Raw genomic sequence first — 17,563 nt, 5'->3', positions numbered from 1 at the left:
TGAAAGGTGAGATTGCAATGCGAAACGCAGAGTTTGATAGGGCGCAGGTGCTCAGGGGGGCGATGGCCGCCTTTATGCACAAGGGATACACCAAAACCAGCATGCAGGATCTGACCCAAGCGACGGGGTTACATCCCGGCTCCATTTATTGCGCTTTTAGTAATAAGCGTGGATTGCTGATCGCCGCCATCGAGCAATATCAGCAGGATAGAAACGAGCAGTTCAAGCTTATCTTCTCCAATAGCTGGCCCGTGCTGGGGAATTTAAAGACCTACTTAGACAATATCGTGGTCGAATGTTTAAGCTGCGATAGCCAGCAAGCTTGTTTGCTCACTAAAGCCTTAAATGAAATTGCAGAGCAAGATGATGAAATCCAAAACATTATCAGTCAAAACCTCATGCTTTGGCAGTATGCGTTGACGGCACAATTTGAATTAGCGGCCTCCCAAGGGATGTTGCAAGGCGAGCTTAACAGTGAGCAGCGGGCGCAATACTTGATGATGGGCATTTATGGGTTAAGAACCTTTGCCCATACCCATCCGCAGGCGGAAATCCTGCAGCAATTGGCCGATAAATTGTTTGATGATGTCTGCAGATAAAAACGGCGTGCTTAGTTAGGCAGCCCCAAAAACGCAAAAAGGGCGATAAATCCACTTATCGTCCTTTAAGTTTCAAGTGTTGCCAGTGCTATTTTTCGTTTTTATTAACCTATATTAGCCTGCGCAAATACCCGCTCACCGAGTGAGTTCAATATTTTACACTCACCTTCAAGCACGGCGATGATGGATTTTCCCTTACGAAAACTCGCAGGTATCATCACACGACCGGAATCGCTCACAGGTAAACCTTCTAACACCGCGTTGTGCATAATTAACCCGACTGGCGCGTCATAATACAAAACGGTAACTGTCGCTTGTGTTGCTTGCATAACTTTTAACTCACATTAAGCAGAATCTACTGCTATCGATCAAAGTGGCAAGAGTCTCCCTTCATCTCTTATAACAACAAAACTCCAAGATGCATTTTACCTTTTAAAATCAAAAAACTATAAAAACATCATGCGACAAGCCTAAATACAACCCTTAGGAAAATCTTAGCGCCATGAATATCCAGTTATTTAAGCACTTCGGCAAATAGATGCCAAACTATTTCTATTCTGTTAAGCAAATACGCGCCAAAGATCACAACTAGTCAACATTTTATTCTGCGTCGTTATGCACTAAACCTAGAATAAATACACTAATTAAGATTTCGCCTTAAATCCAACCCTAAAACCGCCCCAATGTTTGCCATTGACATAAATCGGGACGGACAAATCATGCATCACTTCCCCGGTATCTCGCTTATAGGTTTGCAGCAGCACAGGCTCAGTATGGGCGCCGCAGCGTATTCCGGTCGGGTCGTTAAACAAACGCTTAGTGCGATTATGTACCATATCAATTTCCACCTTACCGGTTAAGGCTTGGCTAAAGCGCTTATTGTGGGTTGGGAAATAACCTTTTCTATCCACGGCGCCGGCATACACTATCTCACTGTGCTTGGCGAGGATCGGCTCTTGTATGGCTGGAAAATGTTGATCGGTATAGCGGTCAAAGGCCGTGCTGTACTTTTGTGGCTGAGTATTCGCAATTGGTTGGTATTGTGGATTAAACAATTCAGTCTCGGTAAAACTACGATTCGCTAATCCCTGGGAGAGTTTTTCGCCACAGGCTTTAGCCGCTTCATTGGCGAGTAATAACACTTGTTGGTCAAAGGTATGGGTATCCCAATTCGCTAGGGCTCTGAAAATACCCTCAGTGGTTAATGACAGAGTAAACGCCTGTTCCGAGAGTTTGTGGCTTTGCTTGCCTGTGACGTTAAGGGAGTCGCGGATCTGGCTCACCGAACCACTTATCTCATTGGTGGTGTGGTTATATTGTTTGAGTGAATCTTCCATATCACCCAGAGCCCGCGCCGAATGGGTAACGGATGTCGAAATGTCGGTAAAGTGGCCATCGAGCGTCCCCATCGCCATCACCACATCGGCAGTTTGCGAGACCACCCGCTCCATCAGTCCCGAGGTTTTATCGGTTTCGGCGCGGATCTCGAGCAGCATCTTACCAATATCTTTGGTTGCGCCCGCCGTTTTGCCCGCAAGGCTGCGGACCTCATCGGCGACCACGGCAAAGCCACGCCCCTGCTCTCCTGCCCGTGCAGCCTCAATGGCGGCATTGAGAGCCAGTAAATTCGTTTGCTCGGCGACCGAGTTAATCACCTCGGTAATTTTTTGAATTTGTTCGGCTTTAGATTTTAGTGCTTGCACCTGCTGTGCGGCGGTATTGATGTCGCCACTGAGGGATTCAATCGCCGATACTCCTTTTTGGGCTTGGGTACGCCCCTGCACACTTAAACGCTCCGCCTCTTGAGTTTGCCCTAAAATATGCGTGGCATTGTCACCTAATAGCGCCGTGGTATGGCTTAACTGTGAAGCCGCCACCGCAATGGCACTGGCATGTTCGCCATTGGACTCGATGGATTTATTTAATAGGTCAATAAAATGCGACACCTCGGCCGAGCCAATCGCAATCTTACTGGTTTGTACGCTGATCTCATGCTCTGGCGAGTTAACTGATTTGAATGCCTTCGTTACTTGCTCAGATTTGGGCTTGTAATGGCTTACTAAGCGCTGCACTATCCACAGCACCCAAGCACAGACAATTCCCCCCAAGATCAGCGCCTGCGTGAAACCAGACAGTGCTATCGCGTTGAGAAGAAGGCTACTGAGTACGACTAAAACAAAGCTGAGCGCAATGGCGACTTTATGTTGTAATTCCATAATGTTTCTCACTGAATACACGCACTAGGGGAGTGAGAGAAGCGGACATTCACTGGCTATCCTTTGCCATTCGATTCGCAAAGCTTTGCGAAATAGGCAAGATCGAGAACGATATAGTGAGTCTATCCCTCTGACTAAATTGAACTATTCGCCCATAGGAAATATAAACTATCTTGCTATCATCAGCACTCTATCGCGCTTATGGCATTAGACCTTAGTATAGATATAACCGAATTGCCTATTTCCCCAAGCCAAAAGTGTCAGCAATAAATGCCATCTTAAAATGTGGTATCCATCGCTTTATCCGCAATAATTCCCGCGAGAGTGACTGCACAATCAGACTTAAAACTGCTAATATCGGCGCAATTTTTTTGAGCTAACGAGATCAAGATGGGCAGAGCATATCAAAACCGTAAAGAATCCATGGCGAAAACAGCTGGCCAGAAAACCCGCCTTTACTCGCGCTACGGTAAAGAAATTTACGTAGTCGCCAAGCAAGGTGGCGTTGAGCCAGACGGCAACTTATCACTTCGCCGTTTAATCGAACGCGCTAAGAAAGACCAAGTGCCAGCACACGTTATCGAACGTGCAATCGATAAAGCCAAAGGTGGCGGCGGTGAAGATTATGATACAGCCCGTTATGAAGGTTTCGGCCCAGGTAACTGCATGGTTATCGTGGACTGCTTAACCGACAACGTAAAACGTACCTTCACCGAAGTGCGTCAAGCCTTCGTGAAGAACGATGCCAAACTCGGCACCCCAGGCACTGTGGGCCATATGTTTGATCAATCTGCTGTTTTCGTATTCCCTGGTGAAGACGAAGATGCCATCCTCGAGATCCTGATGATGGCCGATGCCGATGTAAACGACGTCGAAGTGGAAAACGGCATGATCAGTGTTATCGCGCCGCACACTGAGTTCTTCAAAGTGAAAACTGCACTGACCGATGCGATGCCAGACATCAACTTCGAAGTGGAAAACATCACCTTCGTACCACAAAACATGACCCCAGTGTCAGGCGAAGATGTTGCAACATTCGATAAGTTTATTGCCGCATTAGAAGACTGTGACGACGTACAAAACGTGTATCACAACGCAGACATTCAAGAATAAGTTGATTCTGATATCAAAAAACGCAGCCTAAGGGCTGCGTTTTTGTTTGTGGGCATCAACGAAATACGATATCCGCACTCTTAGCTAAACGCACAAAGGCGCCTTGGAGCGTGGCATTGTGGTGAGCAATAATCGCCTCAGCCGAGAGCTGCGCCGTATCCATACAAGTGTGCGCATCGTCGGCTAACACCACCTGCCAGCCAAGTTCAGCCGCAATCCGGCAATTGGTATCGATACAATACTGGGTTTTCATCCCCACTATCACCAGCTCGCTGATCCCCTCATGGGTTAACGCCTCTGCAAATCCGGTTTGATAAAAACAACTTGGCTTAGTTTTATCAAAGATATTATCCAGCTGCGGATTAATCGCTAAGGATTCTATCAATTGCCAATTTGCCGTTCCGGCAGCAATGGGTGAACCTTCCGGCCCGGTATGGCGAACCGCCCAAATCGGTGCCCCTGCCTCGCGGGCGTTGGCAATTAACAGATTGATATTATTTAGCACCTGTTCCCGATTAAAGGGCGGCGCATCGGCGTAAAACAGTCCCTGCTGCATATCAATAATTAACAGCGCAGTTTTAGGCAAGCTCATGTTATCCATCACATTCTCCAGCGTTATTGCCCAAAAGACGGAAAAAACAACCCCGCCACTTTGGGCGGGGTTGAGTAATCGATTTTTTGAAGCACAAATCGCTACGCACGCACCGCCGAAGCAGTTGTGGTCGTAGTGTGGGTGAAGTAAACGGCAAATTTGTGCATAAAGCCAAATTATGCCAGCAGCTTAAGAAGATCAAGCCAAGTTTGATGACAATTTAATGAAATAAATCAAATTGCTTATGAGGCCACTGACGCTGAAACTGTGTCATCTTTGCCACATTGACAGTTAGTTTAGTGACTGAGTCGTTTAGTTACTTAGTGGTTTAGTGACTTATTGCATTCTTGCCTTAGAATGGGTGCAACATGAATAAAAGGAAACCAATCAGTGCAGGGAAATCGATTAATCAGAGCAGAAACTATGCTGATTGGCGCAGGCAGCCTCACCTGGGCGCTAGTTGCTTGGCTAGGGCTCAATCAGGATATGCAAGCAAAGCTCCCCACGCTCGCGACCTTTAGCCATATCGCCCTGTATTCCTTGTTTATCTTGCTCTTCTTGTTATTAACGACGCAGGACTTCCCTCGAAAAAACCTCAACCTAAGCAGGCTGTTAAGCACCGCACTCGTCGGCAGCGTCTTCGGATTGATGTTGTTGACTCAACATCCATTGCTCCCCATTCTGCTGGTGATTTGGGCCTCGCTCTTGCCAGAATTTTTTAATCGCCGCGTCGCAATAGCACAAATCTTATTGGCCAATCTTGGTTATTACCTGATCCTGCACACCCAAACCTCAAACAGTGTGATGATTAATGTGCTTATTTACATGGGGTTTCAACTGTTTTCCTACAGCAGTAGCCAAGCGAGATTATCCGAGCGCGAGTCTCGCCGGATACAGGAACATCTTAATCAACAACTTATCGCCACCAGAGCCTTGCTGAGCCAAACGAGCGAGCAGCAAGAAAGGTTGAGGATCTCACGGGATCTGCACGATATTCTCGGCCACCAGCTCACGGCGTTATCGTTGCAACTTGAGCTCTTAAGTCATCAAGCGCCTTCGGAGCTCAAACCCACAGTCAATCAGAGTAAATCGCTTGCCAAGGAATTATTAGAGAGCATCCGCGCCGTAGTTCGGGCGCAGCGGGTGAATATTGGTCTCGATTTAACGCCGCCGCTCGATGCCATTGCAAGCCGTTTGCCCAATGTTAGCTTGCGGTACGAATCGTTAATGCCGCTCCAGTCGACTGAACTGGCACAAGCCTTATTGCTCGTGCTGCAGGAGGGGATCAGTAATGCTGTGCGCCATGGCCATGCCAATCAACTCACGCTGTCGATGCATGAGGAGCAAGCTGAGCTTATCATTTGTCTTAAAGATAATGGCCAAGGAATTAGCCAAAGCCCCTCTCAGGGCGTTGGGCTAAGTAGCATGCAAGAAAGGTTATCCCCCTTTCACGGCAGTGCGCGTTTACAAGCCAATCACGCAGGCGTAGACAATTCGCGTACTCAAGGCTGCTCGCTAATTATTCGTCTGCCGCGCGGCAACACATTGTAATGCGGTATGTAAACCGACACGCTTAATCAAGGAATGAATCCCCCATGGAATCTCAGCATAAAGTCACAACCTATGGTCAACCCACCGCTCGCACAATCAGAGTAGGATTAGTGGAAGATCAACAGCTTGTGCGTCAGGGTATCGCCAGCTTGATTGCCATCTCACAGCATATCGAGGTGAGCTGGCAGGCAGAGAATGGTCAAGAGGCGCTAAAACGACTGCAAACCGATGCCGTAGATGTGCTTTTAAGCGATATACGCATGCCTGTGCTCGATGGTATCAGTCTGCTAAAACAGCTTCGCGCTGCACAAAACCCCATACCAGTCATTATGTTAACCACCTTTGATGACAGTGAACTGTTTTTAAATAGCCTGCAGGCGGGCGCGAATGGCTTCTTATTGAAAGATGTCTCTCTGGATAAATTACTTGAGGCCATCGAAACCGTGGCTCAGGGCGGACACTTGATTGAACCATCAGTGTTAGAACAGATGCAGCAATCCTCTGCAACAGCGCAAAGCGGCCCGACTCACGACTTATTATCCGAACGCGAGCGGGAGATCTTAGGTTTTATGGCGGGGGGATTTTCCAATAAAGAAATTGCCAATGCAGTGTTTTTGGCCGAAGGCACGGTCAAAAACCATGTCTCCACCATACTGGCTAAACTCGATTGCCGTGACCGCACCCAAGCCGTGCTTAAGGGGTTGCAGCTCTCTTTGATTTAAGAAATGCGGCAAGTTTAAGGGTTGGCTTATAAATGCCAGGCTCAAAATATTCTGCCTTTAACCATTTGATTTAAGACAAATCGCAGCCAATAAAAAAGGGCCAATTGGCCCTTTTTTATTGCATCCTAAAGCTTAATTCCTAGCGCAAATCCATCTCTTGGATAATTTCGTGGGCGATAGGTGCCGTGGTGCAGGTTGGCTTTTCATGTAAGTCCGCCTTCAACTGACCTTTACGGTGTTTTAGTGCTGCATCCAGTTTTTTGGCTGCGGCGGCAATCGCGGGATACATGATTTCATCCGTACCCGATGCTGAGATGCGACTACCTTCGTAATTTGTTCGAATTTCAACCTGAAACTCGCCATGCTCCTTAGCAATAATGATATCGAGGCCGATGAGTGTGGGGAAATGAGTGGCGATTTTAGAAAACTTTTCGTTAACGTGTTCTTTTACAGAATCAGTAACATCGACATGGTGACCAGAAAGATTAATTTTCATAGGGTGTCCCTTTTAGTGTCTTTACTTTTTTTCGCTTCACTATTAGAGCTTGGGGCATGGCAAATAAAACACAAGCCCCCTAGACAAATATTTCGAGCTAAACGGGTATTAGCAGTCGCTAAATGTGAGACTTATCAAAGAAATGACACGCGAAGGGAACTTAAAAAACAGCTAACTGGTTGATTTATAATCAGCAACAAAAAATATAAACCAACCAATCAAATAACAATGGTTAATACTTACGTTGTACGCTCTGCTGCCAAAATTGCTGCGACAGATGGTGGGTTTTAGTGGATAAGCGCGAAACCTGATCGCCCCTCGCCGCCGCATCCTGTGTCTGCTCTAAACTCTGCTGCGCCAAATCGCTGATCACATGGATGGCTCGACTGATTTCCGCCGCCACCGATGCCTGCTGCGTCATGGCTGCGGCATTGTCATCACTTAAGGAATTGATGCGAGCGATAGAAGATAACAACTCGCCAAAGGCAATGCTGGCATCCTGCGCCAAGGACACAGAGCGCTTAACCTGTTCCTGTCCGGCCGTCATGGTTGAGGTTGCTTTTTGTGTGCTGTCTTTAAAGCGGCTTACAATCAGCTCAATTTGTGAGGTCGACTGACTGGTTCGGCTAGATAACTGCCGGACTTCATCGGCAACGACCGCAAAACCGCGACCGCTTTCCCCTGCCCGCGCCGCTTCAATCGCGGCATTCAGCGCTAACAAATTGGTTTGATCGGCAATCGCGCGGATCACTTCTAGCACTTGGTGAATCGCTTGGCTGTCCTGCTCAATCGTTTGCACCACATCGGAGAAATGGCTCACCTGCACACTCAGTTGATGTATCGCCTCGATAACGGTTTCAAGTCGTGAATGACCACGCTGCGCCGCCTCATGGCTAGAAACCATCTCGGATGCGGTGCGATGGATATTATCCGTTACCTCCGCAAAGCTGGCGCTCATTTGCTCCATCGCCGTTGCCGCCTGCGTGGTTTGCGCGCTCTGGCTATCGGCATGTTCCCATGTATTGGTGATGGTTTGTTTCAGATTCACGCTCTGCTCTTGGATCTCACTGGCAGAATCCGCCATTCGGCCCACTACGCCGCCAATTTCGGTGATCAAAAAACGCAGCGCCAGATCTAGCTTACCGATTTCATCCTGTCTGCCGGTGTAAACCCCCATAGCAACGGGATCATCGATAATATTGCAGGCCACCTGCACTAATGCCTGAAAGGGCTGCATGAGCATGTACCACAGACCCAAGGCAAGCAGTCCACCAGCAAGGGCGGCTAAGATGGGCGAATACGTTGCCAAGTACGCGGTTAGAGCGATGGTAAACAACATCGCCATGAGTATTTTTCCGCGAAATCCTAAGCGGTCTTTTTTCAGCGCCTTGGGCTGTTGCCCTTGATTGATCCCTTGATAGATTTCCTCGGCCGCCTTGATTTGTTCTGGCGTTGCTTGGCGGCGAACGGATTGATATTCATGAATTTTGCCATTTTCGTACACTGGGGCGACGTAGGCATTCACCCAGTAATAGCCACCGTTTTTTGTTCTATTTTTGACAATCCCCATCCAAGGTTTGCCGCTTCTTATCCGTTCCCAAAGCATTTTAAAGGCGGCTGATGGCATATCACCATGGCGCACTATGTTATGCGGGCTCCCCTGCAACTCGGCAACGCTATATTCACTGATCTGCGAAAAGGTTTGATTGACATACTTTATGTTGCCTTTGAGATCGGTCGTCGAGAGGAGAATAGCGTTTTCGGATAGGTGTTTTTCACCATTTTTTGAATGTGTTTGCATAGGGCGCACTAACGGATTCCATGTGAAAGTTGCGCCGCATTTTGCCAAAAGCACAGAACGCCTGCTTTGATTAAGCTCACAGTGAAAGCATAAAAATTAACCAAATTCTAAACAAGCAAGATCAATCACATCAACAAAACCAAACATTTGTGACAAATTGCACATTATGAAATGTTTCCCGCGTAAACGACTCCTACCTGATGTTTACACTGTCACAAATTCGTTAGGGATCTCACAGATAAACGCAAATGATATTGTTTATCATTTAAATAAACTAGGTTATACTCCAAGCCGAGTAGCGACTCTCCTTTGCTCATGCACCCAAGTGGACTGGGTTAGGCATAAGAATAATCAATGGAGTGGTATGCATGATATGGCACATCGCCATAACGGTTTTAATATTGACTGAAATAAGCAGCACTTATGTCTCATATCCCAGTTTCCAATACACCAACATCGGCAGCCTCAGCTTCCGCTGTGACGAGTTATTTTCACGCCGTCATTCGCTGGATTAAGCAAGACCAGACCCAGTTTGGTTTGCAGGTGTTTGTGCGCGCCACTGCCGCTTTATTAGCGGGTTATATCGCTGCGGCAACACTAGCCTGTATGTTGACCCAAGTCCTGCCAATGTCTCGATTTGAAAGCACCTTAACCGCCAATATGCTGGCCTTTTTGTTTTATGCCATCGCCATCATTTACGCCTTCTGTGTGCGTAAAACGTGGCATGCGTGGCGTGACTTAAGCCTATTTAGCCTCCTGTGTTTTGCTCTGCTTAAGGTGTGTGGACAGTAAGATGAAAGAAACTTTTTTTAGAACCCTCTCATGGCTGCACACTTGGGCGGGTCTGCTCGTGTGCTGGGTATTACTGCTGATTTTTTTTGCTGGTAGCCTGAGTTATTTCCGTCATGAAATGAGCCTTTGGGCCGAGCCAGAGCTCCACCGCGGCGCCTTTCAAGACTATCAAACGAATCAAGTAGCGAGTCAGCTTGACCAAGGTCAAGACTACATTGAAGCGCATTCCGCTGCGGCAACCCAACGCTGGTTAATCAATTTCCCAACCGATAGAAGCCCCATGCTGAGCTTTGCGTGGCAACTGCCGCCTGAAAAGGGTCAACGCCGAGGCAAAATCGAGCAGCATGTCACCAAAGCCGATGGCAGTGGCATGATCACCGATGTCCGCGACAGCCGCGGCGGTGACTTCTTCTACCGTTTACATTTTGACCTGCACTACATGCCAGCCATTACGGCGCGCTACATTGTGGGTGTCTGCACTATGTTTATGTTGATTGCCCTTATCAGCGGCATCGTTATCCATAAGCGTATCTTTAAAGACTTGTTTAGCTTTCGTCAGAACAAGGGCGCTCGCTCTTGGTTAGATGCCCATAATGTCAGCTCTGTGATTGCCCTGCCCTACCATTTGATGATCACCTATACTGGCCTCATCACCTTAATGCTGATCTATATCCCATGGACGGTAAGCACAGCTTATCCTGAGGATAATCAAACCTTTTTAAAAGAACTCAATCCGGCAAGACAAACAGAAAAAGCCTCGGGCATTCAGGCAGAGCAAGTGCGCTTAAGCCAACTGCTGCCGCAAGTTCAGGCTGAATGGGGCGATGCACCTATCAAGCAGGTGATTGTTTCCTATCCGAAAGATCAAAATAGCCAAGTGACCTTCTACCAAAATACCGGTAAAGACGTCACCGATGAATCAACACTCTTAGTGTTTAACGGTGTCACGGGTGAACTCAAGTACGCCAGCCCCCATAAGATGTCGGCAACCGTCGTGACCTACGACACTATGATGTCACTGCACACCGCGCGTTTTGCCGCGCCACTGCTGCGTATTTTGTTCTTCTTCTGTGGCTTACTCGGCTGCGCCATGGTCGCAACGGGTACCTTAATGTGGGCGATTCGTCTGCGCCAGAAACAGCAAAAGGCAATCGATAAAGGCGAGAAAGCGAGCCGTGGCCTGCGCTTAGCCGAAGGATTAAACTTCATGTTTATCATAGGCTTGCCCTTAGGCGCGGCGGCATTTTTCTATGCAAACCGCCTATTACCAACGGATTTTGCCGCCCGCTCAGCCTGGGAAGTACATAGCTTCTTTATCGCTTTAGGAGTGATGGGCGTATGGGCATTTTTCGGTCGAAGCCGACGTCATTGGCAATTCGCCTTGATGCTTATCGGAGCGCTTTATTGCGCACTGCCACTGTTAAATGCGGCCACGTCTCCGAGCCACTTAATTGATAATATCCGCAGCCAACAATGGGCACTGGTGGGGTTTGATGTGCTCGCGCTGTTACTGGGCTGTGCCATGCTTTTTGCCAGCACTCGACTCTCGGCCGTGGTGAAAACACTGCAAAAACCGAGTCGAAAAAATACCACAACCGTTGAAAAAGTCAGGAGAAAACAACCTGATCCGAGTTATGCTAACGAACTTGCCTCGTCGTCTCCCTTGGAGGAAGCAAAATCATGATGCCAGAATTTATCCCAGTGCTCGGCATTCTCGGGCTCAGTTATCTCTCCCTTGCGCTGTTTGCGTTAGCCAAGTTTGGCCATTTTAAGGATGTGTTTAAGCGCCCACCATCACAGTGGCAGAGCCGTCTGTTAACCCTGTTTGCTTGGCTGTTATTAATCATCAGCCTAAGCACCTGCGCTCAGGGACAAGGTTGGGCCTATGGCAGCATTTTATTTATGGGGATCATCTCGCTGGCCGCGATGTTAGTGATTTTGACCCTAAGCTACAGCCCGCGCCATCTTCCCATCGGCATAGTCACCGGCAGTGTATTGACTTGCAGCTTACTGTTAACGGGTGGGATCTAAGTCGTTTCAAAGGCGGCGCACTAAACTGTGCGCCCCATGCTGGAGAAGTCTTTTTAGCTAAGCTATAGTGCCCTGATGTCCTGCTATGAGGAGAAAAAACATGGGCTTTAACTTAACGGTGAATTGGCAAACCTCTCCAGCCGAAGAAGGCGAATTCTGCCGTGACCACAGCATTACGTTTGGCAGCGGTCAAACGATTCAGGCATCTTCTGCCCCCGAGTACAAGGGCAATGAACACTTGGTTAATCCAGAGGAAAGCCTGCTTGCGGCCTTGTCCTCCTGTCATATGTTGACCTTCCTCGCCATCGCTCATCTTAAACGTCTCCCTGTCGCCTCCTATGTCGACGAGGCTTCGGCTGAGCTAGGGAAAAACGAGGCTGGCAAGCTTGCAGTCACAAAAATGATCTTAAATCCTAAGGTAGTGTTTGCCGAAGGTGTCGAGGTTTCTGCTGAGACTCTTGAGAAAATTCACGAAAAAGCACACGCAAACTGCTTTATCGCCAATACGTTAGCGACAGACATTCAAATTAAGTTTTAACGATTTGGGGCAAGTTTATCGCGATAAACTTGCCCTCTCCGATGACCCATTTCCCTACCCGTTCAGCTTAGCTCAAGCTAAGTTACCGTATGATAACGCCATATCGTACGCTCACACTCGAGGTAAGCTATGCAAATCCAAGCCTATCGTAATACCGCAACACCCTATCAACAGCCAGCAGCAACAGCCACGACGAGTACGGCAACAGCCGCACCCGCCAGCGCGAGCACTGTGACCCTATCTAATGAAGCGAAACAACTGTCGCAGGTGGACCCGATCCCACAACCTCATGCGCCAGACTTAAGCAAAGTGAAGGCGGGTGTTGAGCAATATGCTCATATTCAAGCGACCAAAATGAAATATCAGGTTGCATCGGACATGGTCAATATCGCGATGGGAACGAACGATGGGATTTCGGCTCCCACGGCTTACTATTTGAGTCACAACGATTCCGCTCGGGCAGCAACTGTGGGGCAAATGGCCAATCAACAACAGGTCAACACCCTGCAAGCCTATGTTGATGCCAGCGAAAACATTAATGAGTGGGCATAAAAAAAGGTGTTGTCTCGGGAACCACAAGACAACACCCTAACATTGAACTAAGCCAGCTTAACTTGGCTAACTTAAACCTTAGTTAAATTTCTATTTTTTAAGCTAATTACTTAGCTTTTATGTCTTCTGCCATTCCTTTCGCCGGCATAGGCTGCGCCTTCAATGCGGGGATAGGCTGCTTAATCAACTCATCCTTAAGATAGCTGATGGCCGTTTCAAGCTGCGCATCGTGGCCGTTAAAGGTCGCAAAGGGTAAGTTATCCACCTCGATATCCGGTGTTACCCCATGTCCTTCGAGTACCCAGCGGCCATCCATCGCATATTGCGGATATTCGGCGACCCGCGCCATACCTTTATCTGTGAGAGAGTTACGACCCGATAACCACACGCCAGCGCCCGCAGTTTGCTTGCCAATGAGCGGAGCAATGCCCAGCGCCTTAATCCCCGCCGAGAAGGTTTCACCATCTGAGTACGTTAGCTCGTCGGTTAACACCACTAAATGGCCACGGAAGGTTTGCTGCATATTGGTATTAGGCGTGCCATGGGTTGGCTGCCAGAATGCCCAAGCGCGGCGTAACAGTTTTTCGATGATCCAACTATCAATATTGCCACCGCGGTTACGGCGCACGTCGATAATCAAACCGTCCTTGTCGTAATTGGTGTAAAACTCACGGGCAAAACTCTCAATATCGCCGCCGCCCATGGCGTATAAATGCAGGTAACCAATCTTGCCCTTACTCGCCTCGGTCACGACACCTGCGTTGTGGTTAACCCAATCTAAGTAACGTAATTGGCTATCGACCTGAGTGCTAACCGGCATCACCACGGTTTTATGGTTTTGGCTGCCGCGTTTAAGCTCGAGTAATACCTGCTTATCCTGCTGATTACGCAATAAACGAGTCACATCGGCCACATTAGTCACAGGAGTGCCATTGATGGCGAGTAACATATCGTCTTCTTTCGCATCGACTTCGATACGGCTTAAGGGCGATGCCTGGCTTGGCAGTTCAGGATCATTACGATAGATATGGGCAATTTTTACCCCATCGTTAGTTTGTTGTAGCCGAGCGCCTAAACTCGCACCTTTGGCCGCGTCTGGGTCTTTTGGCAGATCGCCACCCCGCACTTGCGAGTGCAACGAGTCTAGCTCGCCCATCATCTGCATAAAGATATCGTTTAACTCGTTACGATCGGTTAAACGGTCAAGTAGCGGTTGGTACTTGGCCTTGGTCGCTTGCCAATCGAGGCCCCGCATCTTCTTATCGAAGAAGGAGTCCCTGTGCATTAACCAAGCATCTTCAAACATTTGTTGCCATTCTAGGGTGGGTGAAATCGCTAATTGCCACTGATCCGTTTGCACCTTGGCGTTTTCGGTATCCCCCAACTTGTCGCCCGCATCTACGATCAGCAGCGACTTTTCATTGCTTTTTTTGCGCAGCAACAACTTGCTACCATCGGCGGACACACTGTAGTTCGCCACGTCTTCGGCAAACACTTCGGCTTTAGGGCGCTGCTCGCTAAACTTAATCGTCATCAAGCTAGGCTCAGTGTCATCGCCAATCGCTTGGTCGAGCACATAGAGACGACCATCAATGGCAGTTAACTGGCTGTAATTGCCTGAATCGACAGGCACTTGCCATAAACGCTCGCCAATTCCCGCCCAATCAATTTTTACCGGCGTCGGTTTATCTTTAGAGTCTGCCTTTTCCGCCGTCTTAGCCGTCAGCTCTGTGGGTTTGCTAAAGGGGAACTTGGCATTCTTCACTAAGGCAATCGCAAAAATCTGGCTACGTTTATCAAACACTGGCCCCATATTGCGGTCGCCCCAAGGTGAGCTTGGTGTCGCAGTAAACTGGCGATTGGAGAGGAAATATAGCCACTGGCCATCGCGACTAAAGGTCGGCGAATAGGACTCATACTTGTCGCTAGTGAGCGTTTGAGCCTTATTTTCGTCCACAGAATACAGCACGATTTGTGGCCTTTGCTTGCCGATTTCGGATTTAGTTAACGCGATAAAACGACTGTCTGCCGACCAGCGAATATCCGCATAGGGGCCGAGTCCCTCACCGTTGCTGATGATTTTTTGATTGGAGTTTTTCTTCAGATCCAGCAACCACACATTGCCATCGTTATCGTCGTGGGCAAGGTAACGACCATCGTTAGACAGACTCAGCGTCATTCTTAAGGTATGACCATCTTTGGTGAGTTGCTTCGCGCCGCTGCTGCCATCGGCAGGAAATTGCCAAATTTCCTGTTGACCACTCATGTCGCTGATGGCATAAACCGATTTACCATCCTGACTCATAATCGCATTGCGCACGCGATAGGTACCAGGCAGTGCCACTTGCACTAAACGTGAACCATCAATTCCCGCAATCGCCACATGGCTGCGGGCAGTGATCACCACTTTATCACCCGCAAGCGCAAGGTTCGCTGAGGTCGCATAATCCATAGGATCTTTTACCCAATGCTCGCGGCGTTGAGCAAAATCGGATGTTAATTCAATATCTAATAATGAGTCTTTGGCAGAGGCGATATCAAAAACATGAATATCTGCGCCCTGCTGGAACACGACTTTGCCTTGGTCCATGCGCGCGCCGCGCACTTGCCAATCTTTATATTGGGTCAACTGTTTCGCGTCACTGCCATCCAGAGCCATGGACCAGAGATTGTCGTTACCATCGCTGTCGCTGATAAAGTAGAGTCTGTCTTGCCATAGCATAGGCTGACGCACCGAACCTTGATGCTGACCACTGAGCAACTGCGCCTCGTCTTTGCCGCCGAGTTTAAAGCGCCATAACTCACCCTTAGCGCCGCCGCGATAAACCTTAGCGTTGTCGCCGGTGACCTGCAGGCCAAAACGGGTAAAGTACACATATTGATTATTGGCATCGACCACCCCTTCTACTGCGTCCGCAAGTGGTAAGTCAGTCGTCGCCAAGGTCTCAGGGTTAACCAGTCGCAACATCCAATTGTTCGCAGGGCCAAAGCCACTGTCGGTGGAATAAAGCACTTCGCCCTTTGCGGTCCAGCCTTGCACGCGCACTCGGCTGTTTTCGAAACTCACTCGTTTGGCCACACCACCCGCCACAGGAATGACATAAACCTCACTCGCGCCCTCATAATTGGCGACATAGGCCACCCATTTACCATCGGCGGAGATGGCCGCACCTAACTCTTCGGCGGGTAAAGTGGTCAGGCGCATCGCCGCCTTTTGCCCGAGCGTTTGAGTCCAAAGATCGCCTTCGGCCGTAAAGACTAAGGTTTGGTCATGCAATGCTGGCGCACGGTAATAACCTTGATTGCTCGCGGGTTGAGCGATGGCGTGGGCTGCGGACAAAGTGCCAAGGGCGAGCATGCAGCAGGCAACAGAATGACGAAGTTTCATGTGTAATCTCTATCCTATTGTTATTGTTAGCAATGGACTTTCTAGTGGGCGTGATTGACGAATGATGACCCAAAGTCTGGCAAAGTAATCCTACAAGCTAGCAGAAATTGATAGAGAGAGCAGTAACTGAAGGCAACAGAAGTTTTAGCAAATGTGTCATAGGCTTACCATTTGCTATACCGATAATCTTAACGGTATTTCTCAGGTTTAATCGAAGGTGAGTAAGTCGGCATATTGCGCGGAGAGCGAATTAAATTGATGGCTGGTTTTCGTTTGCTGCGCCAACGAAATTTGCTGCCATTTATATACAATTCGGGCAATTTCCCCGTTGGTACTTAACGCCTTAATTGCAGCATTAAATTGCTTTAATTGCGCTGATGAAAGGGTTTGTTTGCTGAGCATTAAGTGAATTTGGTTGCGGTCCAACACTGGCTTTAGCGGTGATAACCTCACCCCTTGATGCTGACTGGCGATATAAGGCATGGCCATGGCATCACCAATAATCAGATCCGCACGGCCATAGGTGAGCATTTGCACTGACTTATCGGCATCGGGACTGAGTATCAACAGATGCTCTTGCTCCAAGCGCTGCCGCGTCTGCTCATAATCCACCCCATACCAACCACTGATAGGCACTAACAAACGCAGTTTCTGGCTAAAAATATCTTGCCATTGGGTTAAGCGGATCTTGTCTTTGTTTCCATCCAACACAAATAAACGCACGGTTTCATCACGGTAGGCGGCGGAAAATAAGGCATACTCTTCACGCTCAGCGGTTTTAGTGGCGCCCATCATCATGTCTAAGGAGCCACTTTTCAGCATTTGATGCGAGCGCTTCGCCGGCACATTGATAAAAGTGACCTCGCAGCCTAAGTGTTCGGCAAAGGCGCGAAGCAGCTCCACATCTAACCCCTGCGCCTCCCCCTGCGGATCTTCCCAGGCATAGGGCGGCCAATCGTTATAACCCACTTTGAGGGGATTTAAGCAAACGGGCGCTCCGGCCTCAGATGGAACACCTAAAGCGGGGAAAATAAAAATACATAACAGCAGGATATGGCTAAGCTGAAAAACGAACCTAGGCACAATAGTCGCCCCATAATCGGTTGTTCTCGTCCTCATCAAGAATGTCTAACGCAATGAGTTTACCGTTAGAGCCGCAGCGTTCCCATCGC

At 48.6% G+C, this 17,563-nt stretch carries 16 protein-coding genes; 9 read left to right on the top strand and 7 right to left on the bottom strand.

Translation table 11 applies throughout. From position 1 onward, the window contains the following. The first annotated feature begins 17 nt into the window (after positions 1 to 17). The gene (locus N5E87_RS05925; RefSeq protein WP_261731572.1) at positions 18 to 599 is read left to right on the top strand and encodes a TetR/AcrR family transcriptional regulator; all 582 of its coding nucleotides are present in this window, start codon (positions 18 to 20) and stop codon (positions 597 to 599) included. A 104-nt stretch (positions 600 to 703) separates the two neighbouring features. Here the strand turns inward: N5E87_RS05925 and N5E87_RS05920 are convergent, their stop codons facing one another. Together N5E87_RS05920 and N5E87_RS05915 are read right to left on the bottom strand one after the other, a co-directional pair. After that, positions 704 to 928 carry a TIGR02922 family protein gene (locus N5E87_RS05920; protein WP_011621944.1) on the bottom strand — a complete coding sequence of 75 codons (225 nt, stop codon included), beginning with the start codon at positions 926 to 928 and terminating at the stop codon, positions 704 to 706. A 315-nt stretch (positions 929 to 1,243) separates the two neighbouring features. Then, positions 1,244 to 2,815 carry a methyl-accepting chemotaxis protein gene (locus tag N5E87_RS05915; protein WP_261731573.1) on the bottom strand — a complete coding sequence of 524 codons (1,572 nt, stop codon included), beginning with the start codon at positions 2,813 to 2,815 and terminating at the stop codon, positions 1,244 to 1,246. A gap of 390 nt (positions 2,816 to 3,205) precedes the next feature. Between N5E87_RS05915 and N5E87_RS05910 the strand changes: the two genes are divergently transcribed. Further along, entirely contained in the window at positions 3,206 to 3,928 is a 723-nt protein-coding gene (locus N5E87_RS05910) for a YebC/PmpR family DNA-binding transcriptional regulator (RefSeq protein ID WP_011716250.1), read from the top strand. A gap of 55 nt (positions 3,929 to 3,983) precedes the next feature. Here the strand turns inward: N5E87_RS05910 and N5E87_RS05905 are convergent, their stop codons facing one another. Beyond that, the gene (locus N5E87_RS05905) at positions 3,984 to 4,529 is read right to left on the bottom strand and encodes a cysteine hydrolase family protein (RefSeq protein WP_011716249.1); all 546 of its coding nucleotides are present in this window, start codon (positions 4,527 to 4,529) and stop codon (positions 3,984 to 3,986) included. Positions 4,530 to 4,910: 381 nt separating this feature from the next. Here N5E87_RS05905 and N5E87_RS05900 point away from each other — a divergent pair, with 381 nt between their 5' ends. Together N5E87_RS05900 and N5E87_RS05895 are read left to right on the top strand one after the other, a co-directional pair. Beyond that, positions 4,911 to 6,071, top strand: coding sequence for a histidine kinase (locus N5E87_RS05900; protein ID WP_261731574.1), 1,161 nt, complete (start codon positions 4,911 to 4,913; stop codon positions 6,069 to 6,071). 44 nt (positions 6,072 to 6,115) lie between these two features. Continuing rightward, complete coding sequence (locus tag N5E87_RS05895; protein WP_261731575.1) at positions 6,116 to 6,793, top strand: response regulator transcription factor; 678 nt, start codon at positions 6,116 to 6,118, stop codon at positions 6,791 to 6,793. Positions 6,794 to 6,932: 139 nt separating this feature from the next. On the opposite strand, the gene raiA is transcribed toward N5E87_RS05895, so the two are convergent. Together raiA and N5E87_RS05885 are read right to left on the bottom strand one after the other, a co-directional pair. Then, complete coding sequence (gene raiA, locus N5E87_RS05890; protein WP_011716246.1) at positions 6,933 to 7,289, bottom strand: ribosome-associated translation inhibitor RaiA; 357 nt, start codon at positions 7,287 to 7,289, stop codon at positions 6,933 to 6,935. Positions 7,290 to 7,521: 232 nt separating this feature from the next. Further along, complete coding sequence (locus N5E87_RS05885) at positions 7,522 to 9,090, bottom strand: PAS domain-containing methyl-accepting chemotaxis protein (protein WP_261731577.1); 1,569 nt, start codon at positions 9,088 to 9,090, stop codon at positions 7,522 to 7,524. A gap of 423 nt (positions 9,091 to 9,513) precedes the next feature. Here N5E87_RS05885 and N5E87_RS05880 point away from each other — a divergent pair, with 423 nt between their 5' ends. The 5 genes from N5E87_RS05880 (at position 9,514) to N5E87_RS05860 (ending at position 13,003) form a co-directional block, all read left to right on the top strand. Further along, the gene (locus tag N5E87_RS05880; RefSeq protein ID WP_011716244.1) at positions 9,514 to 9,882 is read left to right on the top strand and encodes a DUF3649 domain-containing protein; all 369 of its coding nucleotides are present in this window, start codon (positions 9,514 to 9,516) and stop codon (positions 9,880 to 9,882) included. 1 nt (position 9,883) lies between these two features. Next, the gene (locus N5E87_RS05875) at positions 9,884 to 11,566 is read left to right on the top strand and encodes a PepSY-associated TM helix domain-containing protein (RefSeq protein WP_279775168.1); all 1,683 of its coding nucleotides are present in this window, start codon (positions 9,884 to 9,886) and stop codon (positions 11,564 to 11,566) included. Beyond that, complete coding sequence (locus N5E87_RS05870; RefSeq protein WP_011621934.1) at positions 11,563 to 11,913, top strand: DUF3325 domain-containing protein; 351 nt, start codon at positions 11,563 to 11,565, stop codon at positions 11,911 to 11,913. The genes N5E87_RS05875 and N5E87_RS05870 overlap by 4 nt, the downstream gene beginning before the upstream one ends. Positions 11,914 to 12,013: 100 nt before the next feature. Continuing rightward, the gene (locus N5E87_RS05865) at positions 12,014 to 12,451 is read left to right on the top strand and encodes an OsmC family protein (protein ID WP_088210791.1); all 438 of its coding nucleotides are present in this window, start codon (positions 12,014 to 12,016) and stop codon (positions 12,449 to 12,451) included. 129 nt (positions 12,452 to 12,580) lie between these two features. Then, complete coding sequence (locus N5E87_RS05860; RefSeq protein WP_279775167.1) at positions 12,581 to 13,003, top strand: hypothetical protein; 423 nt, start codon at positions 12,581 to 12,583, stop codon at positions 13,001 to 13,003. 106 nt (positions 13,004 to 13,109) lie between these two features. On the opposite strand, the gene N5E87_RS05855 is transcribed toward N5E87_RS05860, so the two are convergent. Next, complete coding sequence (locus tag N5E87_RS05855) at positions 13,110 to 16,391, bottom strand: S41 family peptidase (RefSeq protein ID WP_088210793.1); 3,282 nt, start codon at positions 16,389 to 16,391, stop codon at positions 13,110 to 13,112. Between the two features lie 207 nt (positions 16,392 to 16,598). Beyond that, a complete protein-coding gene (locus N5E87_RS05850) occupies positions 16,599 to 17,477 on the bottom strand; it encodes a transporter substrate-binding domain-containing protein (protein WP_279775841.1) in 879 nt (292 codons plus the stop codon). Positions 17,478 to 17,563 lie beyond the last annotated feature (86 nt).

The sequence above is a fragment of the Shewanella sp. GD03713 genome (assembly GCF_029843705.1).
In the GTDB taxonomy this organism is placed as follows: Bacteria; Pseudomonadota; Gammaproteobacteria; order Enterobacterales; family Shewanellaceae; genus Shewanella.
This window is presented reverse-complemented; position numbering and strand designations above follow the sequence as displayed.